Origin of the sequence: Shewanella sp. MEBiC00475 (genome assembly GCF_005234075.1) — a bacterium.
Classification (GTDB): Bacteria; Pseudomonadota; Gammaproteobacteria; order Enterobacterales; family Shewanellaceae; genus Shewanella; species Shewanella polaris.
The window spans coordinates 4,614,783-4,636,525 of sequence record NZ_CP039928.1 but is presented as its reverse complement, the minus strand read 5'-3'; the positions used below and the strand labels follow the sequence as shown (position 1 = coordinate 4,636,525).

Sequence of the window (21,743 nt, the reverse complement as noted above, 5' to 3'; positions counted from 1 at the left end):
TATAAAAACACCAAAACTATGCTGGTGGATTATTAAATTTTTCATAATCGTAGAGTGCAACATGTGTTAATCTTTGTAAAAATAATTTATCGATAAAAACTCGCATGATCTACTTTGATACCGCAGCGTCATACCCTCTATTGCCCGAAGTTAAAATTTCTTTGCGGAATGCATTTGAGAAATTTTATGCAAATTCAGCATCCAGTCACTTAATGGGTTCAATTGTTCAAAAGGAAATTGATCAAGTAAGAGAAAAACTAGCGGATTCAATCGGTGCTTACTCAAGTGAAATTGTGTTTACTAGTGGCGCAACGGAATCAAATAACATCGCTTTTAAAAGCTTGCTGTTAAGTGGTGACATCCCTGCAGGAAAAAACCATATAATCACATCCACAATTGAGCACAAGTGCATATTAGCGATATGTGATTATTTTAAATCGATTGGTTTTGAAGTGACTTACATTAAACCTAATGTAGATGGCATTATTTGCCCGAATGATGTTAAGGATGCTATTAACGAAAAAACGGCTTTAGTGTCAATCATGCACGTTAATAACGAATTAGGCACAATTAATCCTATTGGTGAAATTGGTAAATTGTGTTCTGAAAACAATGTCATATTCCACTCAGATGCAGCTCAGAGTTATGGTAAAACAGAGATCGACGTCGATGATTTTAATATAGATGTTATGTCATTTTCCGCTCACAAAATAGGTGGTCCAAAAGGCATTGGCGCGATCTACATACGAGATTTACGCCACAGAAAACTTTTGCCAGTTATTCATGGCGCTGGCCAAGAGCAAGGTTTGAGGGGCGGAACAATTGCTGCGCCTTTGATTATTGGTTATGGAACCGCGATTGATTTATTCCCGAAATATTACCAATCGTTTGCTGAAATGCGCATAAAAGAGTACTTAATTGAAGGGCTCATTAATGAAGGGATTGGCTTTAACATAAATGGCCAAACTAAAGCCTTACATCATTGTTTGTCCTTAACACTTTTGAATACCAACGTAGCGTTAATGATCCGCGACAATGATCAAACAATTAGTTTAGCTCAAGGCTCAGCTTGTTCTTCAAAAGAAATCGAAGCTTCGCATGTATTAACATCTCTAGGTTTAACGCGTGAACAAGCTGAAGATACTATTAGACTTAGTTTTCCACTTGATGTGACGTTTGAACAAATTGATACATTTATTAATGCTGTAAAAAAAGCGACTAGATAGTCGCTTTTTATTTATAACAAGTCACACAGGCTCCTCCGCCTTCTGCTTCGTCATAAATATCGTCTAATTCACCAAACTCACAGACGCCACCAAAATCGCCCAAAAGTGCATTTCTGCGTTTCTTTTTGTTAAAACGAGCAACTTTTTTCTCATGATTCTCAATAATACGTTTTTGTACTTCTGGATCTTCTAAAGTCTCAAGTGGCTGGCCTTGGCCCATCCAATAAAAGCGCTCGCCTGTAGTACTATTATTGTCATCGCCTTTTTCAAATGCTTTGGCTTCTTCAAATAGAGCAGGGTGCTTTTCCATTAGCTTTACCCATTCTATTTTTCTCTGATAGAAGCAAAACGTACATCCTGATCGTGAACGCCATTTGTAATATTCAGGAAGTTCAAGACCATTGCGTTGGAGAATATTTTCAATATCACTTCTAACGATGCCATGCTCTCTAAAAGGAAATATCGACTCAATCGGCTTTTCGATTGTCATATAACCAGTTCTTTCTGGTTCATCAGCTCGAATTCCAACGTAGTTTTTAATCTTATAACCGTCACGAATAAAACTATCTAACCATTGTTCAAATGGTTTTAGTTTCATTTGCACGGTACACCAGCGATCACGCTGTGAGGGCAGGTAGTTACCATGCTCTTTAAGTAAGTGAGCAAAATCTTTTTCGCCACGACCTTCAATATTATTTAAAGAACGAGCATTTAAACGATGAATATATCCCAACTTTTCTTCAAGTTGATCAATAAATTCATTGGTTTCAGGTAATTCATATCCAGTATCCGTAAAAAAGTATTCAACCTCTAAATCTGGATACGTTTCTTTAACAAATAATGCTAGAGCGCTACTGTCTTTACCACCAGATAGCCCCAACACATGCTTAACTTTCTCAGTCATTAACGGCCTCAGATCCACTTTGTTCCATCAAATTTGTTAACAAGTTAGTTAAAGCGGCAAGTTGTTTCTCTTTAGATAAATCAGAGAAAGATTCTTTAATGCTATCGACTACTTGTAAAACATCGCTATCCATTTCTAAATCGTGTTTTATGAAACCACCAAACTCTTGATGGTTACCATCACTATCAGTAGTAATAAAGGCAAGCGGCTTGGAGCTTCCCTTACTTTGTAAATTACCAAATGACTCTATACGTCTAAATTGTACGCATAAATTTTGTAGCTCATCCAAACCATTACGAAGATGTTTATCTGTCCAATTACGTTCAGGCGTGCCAGTTGCTAAATTAATGACAAACTCAAATTTACTATCATCATTTATGCATTGCGTAATGCGCTTAGCAAGCTCTTTTACGTTAGGTCGCTTGGCAATTCCTTCAACAAACTCACAGCGTTTCTTTAATGTGTCGCTAAAATCTTCACCTAATGTACTTATGATTATCTGTTTAAAACCGTTATATAGAATATCATTTTGTGCGCTAAGATCTTCAATCGCAGTACGTAACTTGTAACCCAATTGGTCTTCAACATTAGGATCGTCTTTCTTAAACCCAAATACTGCAGGTAAGTCTTCTAGAATGAGTTTATATGGATCATTTGCACCAATAACTTTATTCCTAAAATCTCGCGCCTCTTTGGTCAAACCATTCTGTTGACTGTCGTTAAAGCTCTCACCGCTTGTTTTTTTAACCCAAGCAGGTAATTTATGAACGATCCCAACAATGTGTTTTGCTATGTTCAAAATAGCACTATCAGTCTTAGTATTTCCGATTGTAGCTTGAGCTAAATTCTCTAACAAATGGCTCTGAATATCAGATATCTCGAAGTATCGTACCGCAGCTTCATGTGGGTGCTTATAGATTTTATTAACCAGTTCCTCATCTAATTCAGGAATAAAAATAAACTGATTTGTTGAATCCCAATCATAAAATGCAATTTGTCCTTCAAGCGATTTCAATAATGCTAAACCGTAAATACGACATAAACCAGTGGTTAAACCAAATGGTGGCAACATCCAACGATCATACAACTGGGCCATGGTGACATGGGACTGAATAGAGTTTTCTTTAATGAAGTTGAAACCATCTTTCCATAATGCATACATTTTCTCATTATCTTGGATAGACTTCTCACTCCAAACACTCGGAAACATGTGACCTTCTGGTGTATCGCTATGCCATCCTTTACTTTTTAAACAGGATAGATAAAGACCTTTCTCCGGAGGGAACGCATTCTCATCGAAACCTAAATCTTTTTTATCACCATTCTTAAACATGGCATTCATCAATTTACGCATTGCGCTATTGGCGCTACCTGACGGTTTGGAACGATTCACTAACTCGTTAATCACTACAGGTGCTTTCTTATAGATTTTTTCTGCGATTATAGATGCTAAGGCTGTAAGAGGAGCCCCTTGAATTAAGTACGTTTTCCAATGGGTCCATTTAGCATTTTTATAAATATGTTGCAGTTCATTTTCTACGTTTGTTTGGGCAAAAATAATACGATTTTCTAACTCGTTTTTAGCAATCAAATCGTGAGTGATTTTTTGCTCATCTTTCAAGATTTGCTTTAATGCAATGAGTTCTATTGCCGCATTTTTTAAAGTGCTAAAGTCATTATATTCACCAATAACATGATGCTGTGATTTTTGTGCAAATTCTTTGAGTTTTACAGTTACTTCAGGTGATACAGAAAGAATAAAGGTGAGGAATGCATCACCTGTCTTGGGTGTTACGTTCGATTGTTGTAAATAACTATTATCAGCTTTGTTTATTAATTTTGTCGTTGCCCAGCGCATCGTGCCGGTTTTATGGTAATGCGCTGTTGCTAATATACTTTGCGGCAAATCACAAGCTGTCGTCCAGTCAACACCTTCACTAAGCACTTCAACACGTTCACTGATTAATGAGTTTATGTCGATGTCGCTACCTTGGAAAACAAACATCGCATCATGTTTTTGACGGTAAATAACGACTGTCCAAGTTTGTAAATCATCTAATGCAGTAATTATTTCACTATTTTTATAACCGCGGTTGACGAAATATTTTTTTAAAAAATCTTTCTTTGCATGTAGTTGGTGATGAAATCCAAATATTGTCAGTAATGCAATAACCTTAGTAATAGAAACATGTAACTCACTACCTTCTGCTTTTTGTTCCGCGCGATAAATAGCATCACAACCTTCTAACCAAGCCTTACTATCGTGCGATGTTACAATTAAATGGTGTAAGTTGTGATGCAAATAGTCCCAATACATTTCTGGGCGATATAACATCAATTCATCAGCAGTAAATTTGTAGTTTTCTCCTAAAAACTCCCTAAAACCGTATTTTTCATGCGACGCTAAAAAACCAAATAAACTCCGTTCATTTTGGGAAAATCGACGGCGAGATACTGGGCCTAACAATAAACTCACAATAGGATCAAGTGGCAACGTTTTACTGAGCGCTTCAACATTACGATTTTGGTTTGCAAAAGCATTACTTACAACACCCACTAATCGTTCAAATTTTTGTTCTAATTTCTTAATAATTGAAGGTGTGCGTGATATAGAGTCGCCGACAAGCACTAAAGATTCATCAATAGAAGGATTAAAACTTAAATCGCGATAACGACCTTGAACCTTACTCCATTCTTGTTGTGTTTTAGTGTCTTTGTTTTTTGCATAATCAGAGAATGCCTGATGTAAAAAACCAATCATTAAGACAGGACGGCCAGCCTGCTGGGCAATATCTGCAAGCGCTTGAAATAGATGTAAGTCTTTATTAGAACGAGATTGAAAATCTAAGGCTTTACCCATTTCATCTAGGAGTATGAGGACGCCATCTTCATTACCTTGTGCGTTTGACAATAAAAGATTAATTTCAGTGAGGCATTCATCATCATTTAATAGAGTTAACTTGTCTTTTTCATGTGGAATGCTAAATGTGTTGTATAAACTTAATAAAATGCTGTTAGCAGGAGATTCTAAACCACAAACATGTTTTACCGTGTTCCAACCATTCTTTATATCAAATCTTCTGCTGAACTCTTCATGTAAAGCTGGTGAAGTTTGTAGTTTTGCCATGGCATAGCTACGTAGTGCAGCGTCGTCAGAAAGTAAACAACTTAAAAATAATGCAACGGTTGATTTACCAGAGCCATAGGGCCCTGTGATGGTATAAACTCGTTGTGCATTTGCTGCAAACTCTCTGCTCACTGTATCAATTACATTTACAGCAGTGCCATGTAGAATAAAATCATCTATAAAAGTTCGCAGGTTTTCACTATTGCTATCAATGCGGGTAGAACTCTTATAACGCTGATTAATCGTTATTAATGGTTTAGTCATTTTGTGTACCATAATATTGATTTAAATAAAGCTTACTACTTTTTTTAGCAAATTCAGAAATGTTGACTTGCCTTAACCCTAAAGAATCAACCCATGATATTTTACTATCGGTAAAGGCTTGTGCTTCATCAAGTTTTTGACCTAGGCCTGATTCTGACAATCGAAAAATCCTGCCGGGTGAGCATGGTTTACTTAACAAAGAATCAAAATCTACAGTGCTGACGTTAGAGTCAATAGTTTCGATTATAAAAAACTCAAGAAGGGCATAAGTAAAAATCTCAATAGGCAGTTCAGGTCGTTCTGCTAAATTACTTATGTAAAAGCCACCACCATTATCTTGAACCAAATTTAATTCAGCTAAAGGTGATGTGAAATGGTCTTCATTGATACTATTATTCTTTTTTGTTATTGATTTAACTTTTTTACTATAAGTGTTTAGAAAACAATCAACATCTTTTTTAATAGTAGAAATATTACCTAGTTCAGAATCAACTAATTTAGCAGAATCTTCATAGCAGTCATTAATGAGCTTAGTTTTTTCAAAGTGTTGTACGTTAGAAAAATTAAAAAAATATCGATACGCAGTTAATTGATCAATATTAAAATTTAACCAAAAATGAACTAACCATATAGAACCAGATAATTCTAAATAAGGATCTTGACCATCATCCGTATTCTTACCAGCAAAAAGGAATGAGCCATTATTTGTAACAAAATGTGAATGCAAGTTGTTCTCTCTCAATGATGAGATGACGTTACAAGCTTCAGCCCAGTACTGAATCGCTTTGACCATATTTTTGCCAACGCCGAGTTCAACGATAGACTGACGAATACTATCTTCATCAGAACTTGAGAATTTACCATTTGAATTCAAATGATTAACTGCCTTGAATAGCCATCCATAGCGCAGAGGGAAAGTGTCGTGACCGGTAAACTTAGCTTTCATAGCTGATAAAGTGCCTCTGGAGAAATTGTCCAGTGTGAATACTAGACCTATTTAAGATTGAACAAAAGCATTTTATCATAAGCACTGTATTTTTATACAGCTTCCATTAGACTTTATTCTAACCTATTGTCAAAAATCTTTTTTTGCAGTAAATTCTTAGTGTGAATAATAAATATAGTTTATTATTTGTTAATAGTTTCATTGAATAACTATTACATACACGAATGGAATTCGTAATTAAACAAAATGTAAGGGATTATGATGCTAGCAAAAAAATTAGCTGACCTCTCTAAAAACAAATTTTTGAGCTTTTTAATTGAAGGATTTGTGATAAATTTGACGGTTATGAAAAAATACCCTGTAAAATCAAAAGATATTTCAATTCATTATGATCTTAAAAAACTACCTAAATTAACATCTAAAATTAAATATTTCAACTTATCATCATATCTAAGTAATAAAGCTAAAGAACTAAAGTTACTTATTTGTTATTTTTTTAGTTTTTTATATAACAATAATTTTTCAAAGCAATTCATAATCCCATTTAAGTCAGTGATTTGTATTCTGACTATTAAAAATGTTCATATATTCTATTTTTACAGGGATATAAGTACAGCAGTAATAAAAGGTTTTTATGAATAATTTAATTAAAGAAAAATTTGAAATGTTATCACCTGTATATTTCCCTAACGAAGTAAATATTGTTAAGAATTTATTTATTCCTGTTTCATCTTTATCTAACAGCTTTGATTGTCTGTCAGGATATTTTTCATCCAAAGTACTTTCAGAATTAGCTGAGCCATTATCTGAATTATTTATAAAACCTACAGCAAAAGGCCGATTTATTATAAGTCCAAATTTAAATGAAGAAGATAAAAACGCTCTTTTTGAAGCTTATAACCGGGGAGAGTCATCCTTTGAGTTTCTAGTAGGTAAAATCGATATTTCAAAAGATCAGCTAACGACTTCTACACTAGATGTTATGAAGTACCTAATTTATCATAAAAGATTAGATATAAGAATTGCACTGATGAAACGAGGTATGATGCATGCCAAGATATGGTTGTTTAATACAAAATTTGGTAAGGTTGCAATTCATGGTTCAGGTAATGCGACACAGTCTGGTTTAATGACTAACTTCGAACAATTAGTATTAAGTAGAAGATGGGAATCCGATAGTAATAAAATAATAGTAGATTCGTATCAAGAACGATTTGACAGCTTTTGGGATTCTAGAAGAGATGACTCATATACTCTCAAATTGAATGATAAAACTGTTAAAGATATATTTTCTTCAACTAAGAACTCTAAATTTGAAGATGGGTTACCTTTGTTACTTAATGAGTTAAAAAATCATATGGAAAATAAATCCTCTATTAATAAACTAAAAATTCCTAAATGGCTAAATTTTAGAGAAGGCGACTACAAGCATCAAGGCGAGGCTATAGATGCTTGGTTAAACAATAGTAATAAAGGAATCTTTTCGATAGCAACCGGTGGAGGCAAAACTCTAACTTCTCTGGCTGCAGCTTCTTTATCTTTAATAGAACAAGATAGAGCTTTAATTATAATTGCTGTACCAACGAAGCCTTTAATTAATCAGTGGGCCAAAGATGTTCTAAGTTTTGATATTACACCACTTGAAACAGCTGGTGTATCAAGTAATTTTATAATAAGACATTTAAAATCTATAAAAAGAGAAATGAGGGTGATACCTAGTCATCAGGTTGTCATACTTACACATAATGCATTAAAAAATAATGATGTTTTAAATGCATTAAAAGAATTTGATTGTCCTAAAATGCTAATAGCCGATGAAGCACATAATTTAGGTGCAATAGGATTTATTTCAAACTTACCTTACTTTTTTGATTTAAGATTGGCACTATCTGCAACTATTGAGAGACAATATGATCAAGAAGGGACTGAAATAATTAAAAGTTATTTTGGTGGGGTTGTATATGAATTTACAGTTGAAGAAGCAATAGGTAAATGTTTAGTACCGTTTGATTATTATACTCATCAGATATATTTGAATAATGCAGAAGTTGAAAGTTGGATAGAAATATCACAAAAAATAAGGAGACTTTATGGATTTGGTGATTCTGACTCAGAGGCGAAAGCTGATTTGCTTGCCATACGAAGAAGGGCTATCGCAGAAAATGCATCAGAGAAAATTTCAAAGTTTAAGAAGTTGTTTGATTCTCAGGTAGAAAAGTGTTTTACATTAGTTTTTTGTACTGATAAAGACAAAGAACAGTTGATTTTAGTTAATGAGATACTAAGAGCAGCAAATGTTAGATTTAGACAAGTAACATCAGAAGAGACTCGAGATCGTAAATTAACGGCTCGTATTGTTGATGATTTCAAAAGTAAAGAGCTTCATGTTTTAACTTCAAAGAGAGTATTAGATGAGGGGTTTAATATACCTCCTGTTAAAATAGCATATATTATTTCTAGTAATGGAGTAGAAAGACAGTGGCTCCAAAGGTTAGGAAGAGTTTTGCGAAAAAACGAAGAAACAGGAAAGGAGTTTGCCATAATTCATGATTTTATAGTAATTCCTCCTAACATTGAACAAGATAAGTCTTTACGAACACTAATAAATAATGAGCTAAAAAGAGTTATTCGATTTGCTGCATTATCTCGAAATGGCGGTGGTTCGATGGGAAGCTTAAAAATTATTGACCAATTAACTAGTTTATTGGAGTAACAAATGAGTATTGGTTTTAGGTATATGCTTCAATTAATTGAAACAGAAATAAAAAATAATGATATATATGAGTCGACATATGATATAGATAAACTTAAAAGTCTTTGTTCACAAGTTTATTTAATCGCATCGTCTAATGACTTTGTTGCATTAGCTACACAAAATGAAATAAAGAATAAAATCGATCATGTATATGACCTAGTGAAAAAGGAAAATAATAATGAAACTAATTAGGGCAAAGTTTTCTAATTTCCGTTTGCTAAAGGATGTTGAATTAGATTTCTCTAATGATGAGGCTAAAAGATTAACTGTTATCAGAGCAGCAAACGAAACTGGTAAAACGACAACGCTTACAGCATTAATATGGGCGCTTTATGGAAGTAAAGCTATTAACAAAAAAAATGGATATCATAGCGCTACAGCGCTAGATAATAAAGGTTGTGGTGAAATTGAAATAGAAGTTGAAGTTGAATTTTTAACTGAAGAAGTACAAGATAATAAAGGAAAATCCATTTTAGTTCAAAAGCATTATAAATTAATTAGAAAATGTACTGAAGTTGTAAAAAATAATTCTTTTAATAGAATTAGAGAGGTTAAAAGTTTATTCCTAGTTAAAACTACTGGCGATGATAGAATAATTGATTCTGAAGTGGATGGAATAATAGAGAAATCGCTACCTAAAAATCTAAAAGATATATATTTTACTGACGGTGATAGTGCTATGTCTTTTATTGAGGCATCTGCTGATGAACGTGTTAAGCGCAAAAGAGTTCAACTAGCTATAGAATCGTTACTTTCTATGGATGTAGTGAAAGATTTAATTTCTAAGCTTGAAAAAGTTAGGGCGAATTATGGTAGAAGTATCCAAAAAGATGATTTAGGTGGAGAGCTATCTAGATTAAATGAACAACGTGATAATATTGTTGACTTCCTAAATGATGAGGAAGAAGAAATATTTGAATTTTCTCAGCAAAAAACTGATTTGACAATAACTTTAAAGAAAGTCAAAGAGCATATTGAAGATACTTTGAAATTAGGTGATCGAGAGAAACTCTTAAATAATATTAAGAATCAACGCACTGAACTGATTAGATTGAAAAGTTTACAAGCTAGTTCGAAATTAAGACTAGCTGAAATTCTTGGTAGGAATGAAGTAGCTTCATTTTTGCTAAAAGACAACGTTGCACCAGCTATTGGAATACTTGAAAATCTACGAAAAAACAAGCAATTGCCAAAGCAAAGTATTCCTGTGTTAGCCGAGTTATTAGAGCTAGATCAATGCTTCTGTGGTTCTGATTTATCACTTGGAACTTCAGAAGGAAAAAGAAAAAGAGCCTTTATTGAAGAGAAAATAAAACTTAGTGAAGAAAGTGACAAACTTAATGCAATAGCAACTGAGCTATTTTATGCATTAAAATCTGACCCAATTCAGAAAAATACAACTAAGAATTGGTTAGTCGAATATGAAACTAGTATGGCCGATGAAGCCAACATTGCAAAACAAATTCAAGAAACGGAAAAAAGTCTTGAACAGCTAGAATTAGATGTATCAAAAATTAAAGACGATTTTCTTCAAAATTTAAAAGCACAAGAAAGATTATTACAAAGTAAAATTAATAGTTTAATATCAGAGATTTCTTCAAGAGAATATGAATGTACACGTAAAAAAGATGCTCTAAACTCAATTAAATCTGATATTGAATCAATAGCTAAAAAATTGGATAAGAAAGATAACTCTTCTGGTAAGTACAAGTTAGCTGATGATTTAAATAGTATTTTTTCAAATATATTTGGAAAAATTAAAACTGACGAACTTCAAAAAGTTAGTCTAGAGATGAATAGGATTTTTTTAGCTATGATCGGTTCTGATCCTGTTGCAAATCCAAATACAATGATTCAATCTGCAGCATTAACAAATATGTTCGATATTAAAGTTTTTGGCATAAATGGTCACGAATTAGATCCTGATCAAGATTTAAATGGTGCATCTAGAAGGGCGATTACATTAGCATTTATTTTAGCTTTGACAAAAGTAAGTAAAGTTGATGCGGTTAATATTATTGATACTCCATTAGGTATGATGTCCGGTTTTGTTAAGCGTTCAGTTCTAAAAAACCTGATCTCTGAGAGTAAACAAGTTATTTTATTTCTTACTCATTCAGAAATAGCCGGTGTTGAAGATATTATCGATGAATTCGGTGGTAAAGTATTCACATTAACAAATCCTGGGCATTATCCATTGCAATTGGTTAACAAACCACCTGTAGAAGAATCTGCAATTATAAGATGTGAATGTTCTCATCGCGAAGTTTGTGGGTTATGTGAAAGAAAAAATGGAGAAACAGCATAATGGAAAATCACTTTGCAAATTATCAGATAGCAATACCAGCAAAATTTCAAGAAAAAATAAAAAAATATTGTAGGACTGGTGGTACAAGCGTAGATACTTTTAATGCACCTTTCAAAAGACAAGTAGACTTTTGGTTTGTAGCTTTATGTATAGCTTTTAAAGAGGGGCTTATTAAAGAAAAAGTAAAAGATACTTATAATGCGACGACAGCTGCAATTTTGAGTAATGATTCTTATAGAATTCATTTGATGTATCTTATTGCTTTAGCAGAGATTAAAGATGAAAACATTCTAACAGACTCTAAAGCAGTCTTTGATATATGTAGTGAATATGCTAATGCAGGTATTCCATATCTAATTGAACTTTTAGATGATCCAGACCAAAAGCCACTCTGGAATATATATGACTATTTAGAAGCGTAATATGAACTTTGAGTGATTTTTTATATACTTGATGGCGAAATCAAAATAAAGAATGTTATAGCACTATTTTCTATTTAATAAGTTTTTGAGCTGTATGTTGTAAATTACTTTTACTTCAGTAAGCTCAAGAATCTCTAAAATGAAGCGATACATTTTTACCTTAATCCGTTCGCGTAAGGTGGGTAGTGGGTCGGTATCGAAATTATCATAATCCATGAAACTGATTTTATCCGATGTGATATGGGTTTTAATCAAATCGATTTCATAGAGAACGCTTGCTATACAGTTGTACTGCTTCATCAACATAGAAATGCTGTAATGCTGTAATGCTGTAATGCTGTAATGCTGTAATGCTGTAATGCTGTAATGCTGTAATGCTGTAATGCTGTAATGCTGTAATGCTGTAATGCTGTAATGCTGTAATGCTGTAATGCTGTAATGCTGTAATGCTGTAATGCTGTAATGCTGTAATGCTGTAATGCTGTAATGCTGTAATGCTGTAATGCTTCTAATGCTGTAATGCTGTAATGCTGTAATGCTCTAATGCTCTAATGCTCTAATGCTGGAGGTAGTAGATGTACAAGTTTATTTGTACATTTATTATTGAGAGTAGTTGAGTTAAGAGTTTATTTTGTTAAAATTTAATTTTTACTATTAAAAAATTAATTTATAAAGTCAATTAAAAGGAATTTATTATGTCACCATCACATTTATACAAGCTTAATAAAACACCTAGTGGCAAGGCATTATGGACATATATGGCTGCTGTACTGAAAGCAACTAAGATGGATAAAGGTCAAGTATATCCATTGAAAAAATTTCTAGGTAATTTTAAAACACACCTAGACAACGATCGAGTTAAACGTGTTGAGGGAGGTTATCAGTTAACTCCTAAAGGTATTGATTACTTTCAAGACCGTTATAATCCAGCTAGCCGACAACACATTAATGAATCTGAAGTAGAGATAATGCTAAAAGGTATTCTAACTGGTGTAGGCAATGATGAATGGGTTGCACTAGACTAATCTATCGTCTTATTAACTGATTTAAGTCAAATGATTTTAAAATCTAAAATTGTTTGATTTCTCATGTACCACCTAACAATCTAATTTGTTATGTTTTAACAATACTTTATTTATAATATTTTTCTTTATCTATCAACACCGGCCGTTTATCTACTTCAACATAATCAAAAAAATCGACATCGAGTTGCCACATTTTTACCTTAATGCGTTCGCGTAAAGTGGGGAATGGGTTGGTGTCGAAATTATCGTAGCCCATAAAGCTGACTTTTCCAGATGTGATGTGAATTTTTACCAAATCAATTTCATCCAGTTCGCCATACAGTTGCACTGCTGCGCCAACATAGACACGGAGTAGCGCGGGCAGGTAACTTAAGTATTTTTTATGGAACTCTAGCGAGTGACCGTTATTGAGTTTACTTGCGGGTAGTTTGTTGTCGTGTGCGTCGATACAAGCTTGTTCAATAAGTTGGGTATCTGCGATGGCAAATAACAATACTTTGGCTTCATTAATGGCGACTTTGTAGGTATCAAAAAATATTTTGATGTCACGTTTTTGCTCGTCGGGTAATCGGCTGTAACCTTTGTGTTGTTCGAACTGACTTAAGGCAAAGTATACCAATAAGTCTTCACGCCTTAAGGCTATGGCTTGTTCAAACTCAAGTTCAGCGGACTCACCTTGCACTTGTATGAGTAATTTAAAGGCTTTTTTAGCGTTGCCGAAATGCATCTTAATGTTGGCCGATTCGGCAAACTCGTCATCTACTGGTAAGCGTCCAAGCTCTAAACATCTGTCCCAAAACGCGGTTAACAAGGTTTGATGTTGAGTAAACAATAACCTGGCTTGTTCTTCAGTTGTTGGTGTCGGTGTGGTTATTTGGTGCCATTGGTGGTGGCGTTGATGCCGCTTTGCTAAAAAGCGTTGTTCTTCAATTTTGTCACGGAAAATATAATAAATGCCTGGTGCGACAGCGATAGCATTTTCGTCTAACGTGCGTTCGATATAACCTTTTAGCTCTGCTTGGGCATAATATTTTTGAAATGTATTACGTGAGGTAATGACACCGTCTTTATAGGGGGTAAATTGACTGATAAAGCTGTCGTTTGCCAGCATGGCTGACACTACCAATAACTTTCTAGACAGATGCCAAGCGCTTCGTATGGCTTCTGTTCTCTCTATTGTGTCTTCGATGACGTTAATGACAAAGCCAATGTTAACAATGTCGGACTCAACTTTGTCAGAGTCTGGGCAAAAGTTAGGGTCCCAGCCTAATGCTTCTAAACCGTGGGCTTGTAGTTCTCTTAAATCGTCACCTCGACCGCATCCGTAATCAAATACACTGTAATCACCGTTTAAATAACTTTGTTTGGCAAGATGCTTCATCGGTGAACTTAAGTCGTGTCTTACCAGTGCGGTTTTGTGTCTATCGATATTATTGCTGTCTGTTTCAACGGCAAAGCTAGAGCGTCTGAATAATCGGCCGTCGACTAATTCGTAGCCGTGCTGTTGTATTATTTTTTCCCATGATTGTTTAAACCCTATCATGCGGCTTTTTGCATATAAGCCAGCATTTTCACCTTCTTGGGTAATGGCTTCAAACTCTTCATAACTGGCATGGGAGCTTGGCAGCATGGTTTCTTTACGATGCAGAATAGGTGGATTGTCGCTGGATAAGTATTGGTTGATGCGATGTTCAAGTTTGTTTAAGTCAACGGTAACGCTTTGCGTGAGTGCAGGGTAGGCTTCGGTAAAAAAAGTCGGGTATGACAAGAGTGATAATTTGAATTCATTTTTACTCAGCTTGATGACTTGCCAATCATCGAGTGAGATTTTTAACGCATTGCTGACGGCAACGATAAAACCGCTGAGTTGTGTATCAATTTCAGCGAATCCTTCTTGATGTAGATAATGTGCATCAGGTAATTTTTTACCTATTGGCATGTTTGTTACAAGCTTTTTAAATAAAACTGCATCCATGATGTATTTCCATTTCGTTTAGGTGATAAATCTCAACGACGTTTACTTTTGTTCAATTAAATACCAAAAACGGTTGCCTTGTTTTTTGTGCTTAATTTTTCCAGCTTGGCGCATATGCATTAAATGACAAGAAGATATTTTTAGCTGCCGCATTGTGTCTTCACTGCTTAGCCATTGTGACGTTTCATCTATTTCGGTTTGAGGTTTATCCATGCGGCCTCGTTTTGCTGTTAATAATCTATCTGCTGAATCACCGTTATTGTCTTTTCATTTCGGCCTTTTTTAGACGGTACCCGATGGCCGGTGTCGGCATTGGTTTTCATGGTTTGAATAAATTGATTCATTTGTGGGCCGATGCTGATGTGTATTGGTCGATTTTTCCCGTAATAGTACAGACGGTCAAATTTCAGGTTCTCACACATCCATAGTGCAACTTGCTGCATATCAATTGGTTGGTCATTGTTGCTGCTCACTAGGGTGAAGTCACAGGCGGCACCTAGGCGATCGCAGATGATTTTTTGATTTTGATTGAGTTCGTGCGAGCAGTGCTGGTCAAGCTTTGGTGCTATATGTGGATTACGGTTTTTAGCAATTTTTCTGACAAGTTCTGGCGAACAAAAGCCATAGGTTAGCGACAAGGGGCCAAATTGGTCGACAATAGGGTCAAGTATTTGGGTGGCCAGTAAACTGAGCGCGCGCCAAGTGTCAGGCTGTAATGGCAGGTTTTCAATATTATGCTCCAGTGCTGTTGCACCACAATTAATGAGATCTGCGTAAGTGAAAAAACGGCTCGCTTTGCCATTAATATTATAGGTAAACAATCAAAGTCCATCATGTATGTCATTTGGGACAACAATACCGCGTATTGATCTGGCTGACTAGATTGAAGCGCTAAAAGTGATGATAAATGAGTGAAATATTGGTTAACTATTATTGTGATTGTTAATTTATGGTGGCTTTAGTCACATTTTATAAAACCGAAAACTAAGAGTATGGACTTGTGATGTGTTGATTGATTTTCTTGAAAATTAACAGTTGTATTATATTTATTCATTAGGCATCAGATAAATAATAAGATATTGATTAATTTAGCATATGTTAATATTGCTAAGTTAACATTTATTGACTTAATAGGTTAATTTGAGTGGATAATAATAAGTTATCACAATACACTAACTGGATGTTACGTTAATGTTATATCTGGGTATTTGTTGCGGGGGTAACATATAAATGAATGTTGTTGAATCAAACTATGTGATTAAAATTCCTATAGATAAACTTGCTCTTGGCATGTTTGTTACAGCAATCGATCGTCAACAAAGTAAAGTAGATATTCTTAATCCTGGTAAAATCAAACACCAAGACGCCATCAATAGACTTAAAAAAAGTAATGTCACCATAGTTTGGGTAGACATTAAGCGCTCATCTGATAATTGCGGTTTAATCAAATCAGATAAACCAAACGATTTAATCAATCCAGTTGTTCGTAAACCGACTGTTACTCGAGATGCTCGACGGCTTCAAACAAAACATTTGCTTGCCGAAGCTAAAGGGCTGATTCAAAAGGTATTGGCAGAAACCTATGAAGGTAAAGAGTTTGGCATTACTCGATTTGATGGCCTTGCCGACAATATGATTGAGATGGTAATGGACAATGAAGACGCTTTTAAATGCATTTTAGCGCTACGCACCAAAGATGCTTACTTGCTGGAACATTCCATTAATGTTGGCTTTTTGATGGTTACCTTTGGTCAACACCTAAACCTTGATATCGACGCACTTCGGCAGATAGCGGTGGGGGGAATTTTGCATGACATAGGAAAAATAAAACTCATAGATACCATTCTCAACAAAACTCAAAAGCTCACGCCCGAAGAATTCGAACATATGAAATTGCATCAATTTTTTGCAATACAAATAATGGATGATACCAAAGGTTTATCGCAAATGAGCAAAGACGTATGCTTGATGCATCACGAAAAAATTGATGGTAGCGGTTATCCAAACGGCTTAAAGGGTGATGAGATACCTCTACATGGGCGAATGAGTAGCATTGTTGATATATATGATGCTCTCACTGCCGAACGTTGTTATAAAGAGGCTATGAGTCCTGCCGCTGCGTTTAAGACTTTGATCAGCTTAACTCCGGTTGAATTAGATCAATCTTTAGTTTATGAGTTTATCCGCTGTATCGGTGTGTACCCAGTTGGTTCATTAGTGTTACTTTCTGATCAACGAGTTGGCATTGTTTGGGAAGCAAAAGACCGTGATGTATTTCATCCTATTGTAAAATGTTTTTACTCGCTAAAACATAAACATTATACCAAAATAGCCATGGTCGATTTATTAAAAGAAGAGGTTAATATAGAGCGAGGTATTACCGCTAGTAGTTTAGGTATTAACCCCGCACCATTTTATTGATTTATTATATTTTAAACCTACCACATAGCTCTTCTATAACAATGTGCAAGTGTTGACTAAACGATTTAGAACAATATTTTACGTTAAATTTATAATCAATTATTTATATTGTATCGCCACCAATAAGAATTAACTAAATTCTATTATCCGCTCCAATCAACAGAACCTAAACTACTTTAGTCAATGATACAAAACGATTATCACATAGACTTTCTCTGACAAAAATAGGCACTGTATTGATAAGATAATCGGTTTGATATTGGTATTAAAAGCGTCAAAGCAGATTCGTTTATTGTGAAATATGAAAGTTGAGTTGAGTAAACTCCTAGTTAACAAATAGAGAATATATTCTAAGTGTAGAATGACGATTCACATTTGGGAAAATGCTCATCAATAATATTGGGATAGGACATTTTGTTATTGATAGACTGATTTGAGCTAACAGTTTTTCGTTGATTAGACTTCTATTTTCATTTAGTTGCAAGTCTTACTCGACGTTACATGAAGGGTGGGGTTGGACGCTAAGGATATCCAACCCTTTTAGGTTTAACATGGTTGTTCAAAAGGCACTAAGTTACCTTTTACCACGTTTTCCTAACTCAGTGTCTAGCAATTTAATCATTTGTTCCGTAGCGAATGTAATAGCATCCCCAAGTGTTGCTGCATGCTCGCTAGTTGCAATTGGTCGTTCACCAGCAAGCCTAACTTCCAGTAAACATCGCTTGTCTTTATTACCAGACTTAGCGGAGCTGTTCTCATCACTTAAATGAACTTCAATCCGCGTGATTTGATCGCTGAAACGGTTTAGGTCAGATCTCAAACCATCTTCTACATGTTTAGCCAGTGAATCTTGTCCGGATATGTTTTTATCAGTATTTATTTGGATTTGCATAACAATGTTCTCCTGTAATTCAGCTTTATGATAGGCCTGATGTTGGTATCGAACAGGTGCGCAGTTTCAAAACGATGATAACAATCTGCACAATGCTAACTAATTGATATTACAAAACGTTTTTAGAACACGCAAGTTAATGTGCATATAATTTAACCTGACCTAAATCAAAGTTGAGTATGTAATAAATAAAACTGTATAAATAACATACGGATAGTATTTATTAATCCATTTGGAGCTAATTAAGTATAAAAGATGAAGGTTGTCGGTATGTCTTATGCAGTTGATCTTGAGCTATCAGGCATTGGTATGAAAAATTCATAAAAAACACCTGCAGCAGGACCTTTAAAGAAAATGATTAATGGTGCTTTATTATTAAGCTTAAGGTCTTTAGGAGAGTTAACCCCTTGTTTACGGCTTACACTAATACTTGGCGGGTGTTAGCTATGTAGTGATGTATTTTCGCCTCAGTTTTTGTGTCAATCATCACTTCTGGTCGACGGTGCTCAGGGCAAGGCATACGTGGTGTTGTGCCAAAGACACGGCATATTAATGGGCGCTCTTCATAAACCTCACAACCATTAGGTCCCAAGTATACACAGTTCCACTCTTTTAATGCGGCTTCATGTTGGGCGTTAGTTTTAAAGGGCAGTCGTGCCATTTCTTCAGAAGATGTGGTTACTGGACCACAACAATCGTGACAACCTGGCTTGCATTCAAATGATGGAATTTGTTCACGCAGCAGATCGACTATCTCTATGTTATTTTTCATTAATGCCTGAATGTTGTGTATTTGATTTAAATTATAACCTTATGCTAAATCAAGTTACAGCTAACCGTGATTTTAAAATTAAGTCGCTTGTGCGTTGTGGTCATGTAAATATCTTTCTAATGTCGTTATGGAGCAGAATATTTTATTTGAAATATTAAATTGTTCAACTTGGTATTTAATGCAACTGTTTGCTATTTTATTTGTTAACAGTTCATCCAAAATTGAAAGTTCAAGTGGCTTTTCTGATAGTACAATAAATTCATCGCCATGGATTCTGAATAACTGCGATGTTGGTAGTATTACCGTCATCTCAGTAGCAATTTGTGTTAATAGTTGATTACCCTTTTCCCAGCCTTCTTCTCTATTGAACATAGAGAAGTTTCTAAGATAAACAATTGTTGAAAATTGAATTTGTTCCGCTGTTATTTTCATATTCTGATCATGAACTGGCGACAGTAGTATGCTCAGAAACTCACGATTAAAAAGACCTGTTAGTTGGTCATTATAAAAATAGGCTAGCCTTTGTTGCTCTGTGATATTTTGTTGAGGTTGAGTTGTATTATCTAGTTTAACGTCACGTAGTGCATTTACGGCAATTTTGGCGTAGATAGGGTTAAATTGTCGACCTGAGAATTGTGTTATTTCAATTAGACTTTGTTCGACCGATTTACGTCCTTTATATATTCTATCTGACGTCATGGCATCAAAAGCATCCGCAATCGCTATAATTTGTGATAATTCAGGTATATCTGCGCCGCTTAACCCATCGGGGTAGCCGGTACCATCAAATCTTTCATGATGTGAGCGAACAATATTAGCTATGTCAGCAAAGGTATTGATTTTATGCAGTAGTTGATAACCAGAGGTGGCGTGCTGTTGAATAATCTCAAACTCAATATTATTCAGTTTTCCAGGCTTGAGCAAAATAGAGTCAGGTGTCGCAATTTTACCAATATCATGCACCATTGCAGCTCTGTGTAGCTTATCTAATTCAGCTTTATTTAGTGACAGTGCTCTTCCAATGCGAACGGCATAGTCGGCTACTCTTCGTGTGTGGCCAGCAGTGTAACTATCACGTCCTTCAATCATTTCTACCAAAGAATATAAATATTGTTCAAAATCATTTTGTTTATCAAAAAGATAATTGTGAGCTCTTTTCTTGTAATGGATGATAGCTGCGCAACCTATAGCCCAGAGCAAGAATAAAAACAGACATGCATAGGTCAATTGGTGATGAATTTGATTGTAATAAGGCTGCACTGGAATTGAGATTGATATACCACCCCGAACATCACCAATATGATACCCCTGGTCTCCATGGCACTTTAGGCAACCTTCATTGACAAACATCGGCTCTAACACTCGCATATAAAGTGTGTCATCAATTTTAGTCAGTTCTGCGTATGCCATTAATGTGGTTTCTATTTCGGTTAATGCTTTTGATTCCCATATATCGGCTGCATTATTGGGATTAATTGGATCTAGGCTGGTGATATGCCCTTTAGTACCGTAAAGCTTTGCATAATCCTGCGTCACTTGAGAAATAATGTAAGCAGGGTTCATTAACGTGAGTTTTTGGCCATCATTAGTGATGACGTCTCTGTTAGGAATATGAGATAAATAAAGATTTGGAGTCGTGTGCTCGTCGACCGGCACGTAAACACCGCCATGTGAAGCGGCCCAGTTTCTAAAGGCGATATCTTTTTTGATACTAGCTTTAGCTTCATTAAAGGCCAGTTGTTCTGCAAAGTCTCTATTTTGTAAATACAAAGTTATGATAAAACCGAGTACCAATAAGCTCCAAGCCAATAAAGCTAAGCGCATAGCCTTGTTAATCACATTCGAATTTTTATACAAAAATTGGCTCCATGATTTGTATGAGCGCGATAATTTCGATACCAGACTGAAAGGTAACAATGCAGAGAGGAAAACGTTAACAGGGAGCTTATATAGTGATCTTAAGCAAATCTAGTTACATCACCAATCACTAATTATGGCATATAGCATACTTGTACAGTTAACAAGAACTAACAGATTGTTAACAAGGTCGCACTTATCTAAATTATGGGGGGTCTTACGAGTGAAATTGTTCAGGTCAATGCCTTACAGTTAACATCTAAAGTTACTAGAATATCGTGACTAGATTCCATTAGAGGCGTATACGCCTGTGATTGCCAAAAACGAAAACACAGTATTGAATTAATACTGTGAGTGTAAGGCGTAAGCTTTAGCAAGATTAATATCTAATATATAAAGAAAAAACTACTGAACAAGCTATTAAGCTGAACCCTATGATACTCATATTCTCGGACCATAATCTATAAAGACATTTTCAATGTTCATATAGCGTTGAGGCTTGATGAAAATAAAATACTTAAAGGGTATGAGTCACAGAATATTAAAAAATAACACATTATCGTAAGTTATATATGATGCAACGTGACCAAACTCGATAAATGTTAATAAAAATAATGTTAAATTGTTATCTGTATATTTAGTTTTTACTGATTTTGATGGTAAAGATATTTATTCATAATCTATTAATATTAAGTAATTTCGAAAGCTGATTAAGTTTTCAGGTTACACAAAATCATACTGTATAAACTAACTGTAAAGTTGATTCATAAATAATAAATTTCTGTTTATGGATTGTATCAATACAGGGCTATGTGAACCGGCGTGATTAAAGCCATAAATATTTGTATT

The 21,743-nt window shown here is 34.9% G+C and carries 17 protein-coding genes; 8 read left to right on the top strand and 9 right to left on the bottom strand.

All coding sequences use genetic code 11. From position 1 onward, the window contains the following. The first annotated feature begins 104 nt into the window (after positions 1-104). The gene (locus FCN25_RS20495; protein WP_137227207.1) at positions 105-1,226 is read left to right on the top strand and encodes a cysteine desulfurase family protein; all 1,122 of its coding nucleotides are present in this window, start codon (positions 105-107) and stop codon (positions 1,224-1,226) included. A 7-nt stretch (positions 1,227-1,233) separates the two neighbouring features. Here FCN25_RS20495 and FCN25_RS20490 read toward each other — a convergent pair whose 3' ends face one another. The 3 genes from FCN25_RS20490 to FCN25_RS20480 are packed head-to-tail and all read right to left on the bottom strand — an operon-like array spanning position 1,234 to position 6,467. Further along, positions 1,234-2,130 (bottom strand): phosphoadenosine phosphosulfate reductase family protein, encoded by an 897-nt coding sequence (locus FCN25_RS20490; RefSeq protein ID WP_137227206.1) that lies wholly within the window; start codon positions 2,128-2,130, stop codon positions 1,234-1,236. Further along, positions 2,123-5,521 (bottom strand): hypothetical protein, encoded by a 3,399-nt coding sequence (locus FCN25_RS20485; RefSeq protein WP_137227205.1) that lies wholly within the window; start codon positions 5,519-5,521, stop codon positions 2,123-2,125. The genes FCN25_RS20490 and FCN25_RS20485 overlap by 8 nt, the downstream gene beginning before the upstream one ends. Next, positions 5,514-6,467 carry a DUF4007 family protein gene (locus FCN25_RS20480; protein WP_137227204.1) on the bottom strand — a complete coding sequence of 318 codons (954 nt, stop codon included), beginning with the start codon at positions 6,465-6,467 and terminating at the stop codon, positions 5,514-5,516. The genes FCN25_RS20485 and FCN25_RS20480 overlap by 8 nt, the downstream gene beginning before the upstream one ends. Positions 6,468-6,725: 258 nt before the next feature. Here FCN25_RS20480 and FCN25_RS20475 point away from each other — a divergent pair, with 258 nt between their 5' ends. The 6 genes from FCN25_RS20475 to FCN25_RS20450 all read left to right on the top strand — a co-directional run bounded on the left by FCN25_RS20475 (position 6,726) and on the right by FCN25_RS20450 (position 12,977). Beyond that, positions 6,726-7,109 carry a hypothetical protein gene (locus tag FCN25_RS20475; protein WP_137227203.1) on the top strand — a complete coding sequence of 128 codons (384 nt, stop codon included), beginning with the start codon at positions 6,726-6,728 and terminating at the stop codon, positions 7,107-7,109. Further along, positions 7,102-9,180, top strand: coding sequence for a DEAD/DEAH box helicase family protein (locus FCN25_RS20470; RefSeq protein ID WP_137227202.1), 2,079 nt, complete (start codon positions 7,102-7,104; stop codon positions 9,178-9,180). The genes FCN25_RS20475 and FCN25_RS20470 overlap by 8 nt, the downstream gene beginning before the upstream one ends. Positions 9,181-9,183: 3 nt before the next feature. After that, entirely contained in the window at positions 9,184-9,414 is a 231-nt protein-coding gene (locus tag FCN25_RS20465; RefSeq protein WP_137227201.1) for a hypothetical protein, read from the top strand. Continuing rightward, positions 9,401-11,530 carry an AAA family ATPase gene (locus FCN25_RS20460; RefSeq protein ID WP_137227200.1) on the top strand — a complete coding sequence of 710 codons (2,130 nt, stop codon included), beginning with the start codon at positions 9,401-9,403 and terminating at the stop codon, positions 11,528-11,530. Before FCN25_RS20465 ends, FCN25_RS20460 begins: the two co-directional genes overlap by 14 nt. Then, positions 11,530-11,952: a hypothetical protein gene (locus FCN25_RS20455; protein WP_137227199.1), complete on the top strand. Its 423-nt coding sequence runs from the start codon at positions 11,530-11,532 to the stop codon at positions 11,950-11,952. Before FCN25_RS20460 ends, FCN25_RS20455 begins: the two co-directional genes overlap by 1 nt. 695 nt (positions 11,953-12,647) lie before the next feature. Then, on the top strand, positions 12,648-12,977 hold the full coding sequence (locus tag FCN25_RS20450; RefSeq protein WP_175405913.1) for a hypothetical protein: 330 nt from the start codon (positions 12,648-12,650) through the stop codon (positions 12,975-12,977). Positions 12,978-13,083: 106 nt separating this feature from the next. Here the strand turns inward: FCN25_RS20450 and FCN25_RS20445 are convergent, their stop codons facing one another. Genes FCN25_RS20445 through FCN25_RS20440 form a run of 3 tightly spaced genes read right to left on the bottom strand, consistent with a single transcriptional unit; the run spans position 13,084 to position 15,773 of the window. Continuing rightward, positions 13,084-14,952, bottom strand: coding sequence for a DNA phosphorothioation-associated putative methyltransferase (locus FCN25_RS20445; RefSeq protein WP_217495324.1), 1,869 nt, complete (start codon positions 14,950-14,952; stop codon positions 13,084-13,086). Between the two features lie 42 nt (positions 14,953-14,994). Beyond that, positions 14,995-15,165, bottom strand: coding sequence for a hypothetical protein (locus FCN25_RS20980; RefSeq protein WP_175405912.1), 171 nt, complete (start codon positions 15,163-15,165; stop codon positions 14,995-14,997). A 17-nt stretch (positions 15,166-15,182) separates the two neighbouring features. Further along, positions 15,183-15,773 carry a hypothetical protein gene (locus tag FCN25_RS20440; RefSeq protein ID WP_137227197.1) on the bottom strand — a complete coding sequence of 197 codons (591 nt, stop codon included), beginning with the start codon at positions 15,771-15,773 and terminating at the stop codon, positions 15,183-15,185. A gap of 409 nt (positions 15,774-16,182) precedes the next feature. Here FCN25_RS20440 and FCN25_RS20435 point away from each other — a divergent pair, with 409 nt between their 5' ends. Then, the gene (locus FCN25_RS20435; RefSeq protein WP_137227196.1) at positions 16,183-17,373 is read left to right on the top strand and encodes an HD-GYP domain-containing protein; all 1,191 of its coding nucleotides are present in this window, start codon (positions 16,183-16,185) and stop codon (positions 17,371-17,373) included. A 574-nt stretch (positions 17,374-17,947) separates the two neighbouring features. Here the strand turns inward: FCN25_RS20435 and FCN25_RS20430 are convergent. From FCN25_RS20430 to FCN25_RS20420, 3 genes are all read right to left on the bottom strand, one after another. Next, positions 17,948-18,265, bottom strand: coding sequence for an HPF/RaiA family ribosome-associated protein (locus FCN25_RS20430; RefSeq protein WP_137227194.1), 318 nt, complete (start codon positions 18,263-18,265; stop codon positions 17,948-17,950). A gap of 418 nt (positions 18,266-18,683) precedes the next feature. Then, the gene (locus tag FCN25_RS20425; RefSeq protein ID WP_137227192.1) at positions 18,684-19,037 is read right to left on the bottom strand and encodes a YkgJ family cysteine cluster protein; all 354 of its coding nucleotides are present in this window, start codon (positions 19,035-19,037) and stop codon (positions 18,684-18,686) included. A gap of 78 nt (positions 19,038-19,115) precedes the next feature. Then, the gene (locus FCN25_RS20420) at positions 19,116-20,894 is read right to left on the bottom strand and encodes an HD domain-containing phosphohydrolase (RefSeq protein ID WP_137227190.1); all 1,779 of its coding nucleotides are present in this window, start codon (positions 20,892-20,894) and stop codon (positions 19,116-19,118) included. Positions 20,895-21,743 lie beyond the last annotated feature (849 nt).

Bases quoted from the DNA above. Each gene is read 5' to 3' on its own strand.
- FCN25_RS20465 (WP_137227201.1), top strand. From the start codon at position 9,184: ATGAGTATTGGTTTTAGGTATATGCTTCAATTAATTGAAACAGAAATA.
- FCN25_RS20450 (WP_175405913.1), top strand. From the start codon at position 12,648: ATGTCACCATCACATTTATACAAGCTTAATAAAACACCTAGTGGCAAG.
- FCN25_RS20480 (WP_137227204.1), bottom strand. From the start codon at position 6,467: ATGAAAGCTAAGTTTACCGGTCACGACACTTTCCCTCTGCGCTATGGA.
- FCN25_RS20495 (WP_137227207.1), top strand. From the start codon at position 105: ATGATCTACTTTGATACCGCAGCGTCATACCCTCTATTGCCCGAAGTT.
- FCN25_RS20455 (WP_137227199.1), top strand. From the start codon at position 11,530: ATGGAAAATCACTTTGCAAATTATCAGATAGCAATACCAGCAAAATTT.
- FCN25_RS20430 (WP_137227194.1), bottom strand. From the start codon at position 18,265: ATGCAAATCCAAATAAATACTGATAAAAACATATCCGGACAAGATTCA.
- FCN25_RS20490 (WP_137227206.1), bottom strand. From the start codon at position 2,130: ATGACTGAGAAAGTTAAGCATGTGTTGGGGCTATCTGGTGGTAAAGAC.
- FCN25_RS20435 (WP_137227196.1), top strand. From the start codon at position 16,183: ATGAATGTTGTTGAATCAAACTATGTGATTAAAATTCCTATAGATAAA.
- FCN25_RS20425 (WP_137227192.1), bottom strand. From the start codon at position 19,037: ATGAAAAATAACATAGAGATAGTCGATCTGCTGCGTGAACAAATTCCA.
- FCN25_RS20980 (WP_175405912.1), bottom strand. From the start codon at position 15,165: ATGGATAAACCTCAAACCGAAATAGATGAAACGTCACAATGGCTAAGC.
- FCN25_RS20460 (WP_137227200.1), top strand. From the start codon at position 9,401: ATGAAACTAATTAGGGCAAAGTTTTCTAATTTCCGTTTGCTAAAGGAT.
- FCN25_RS20445 (WP_217495324.1), bottom strand. From the start codon at position 14,952: ATGGATGCAGTTTTATTTAAAAAGCTTGTAACAAACATGCCAATAGGT.
- FCN25_RS20485 (WP_137227205.1), bottom strand. From the start codon at position 5,521: ATGACTAAACCATTAATAACGATTAATCAGCGTTATAAGAGTTCTACC.
- FCN25_RS20470 (WP_137227202.1), top strand. From the start codon at position 7,102: ATGAATAATTTAATTAAAGAAAAATTTGAAATGTTATCACCTGTATAT.
- FCN25_RS20475 (WP_137227203.1), top strand. From the start codon at position 6,726: ATGATGCTAGCAAAAAAATTAGCTGACCTCTCTAAAAACAAATTTTTG.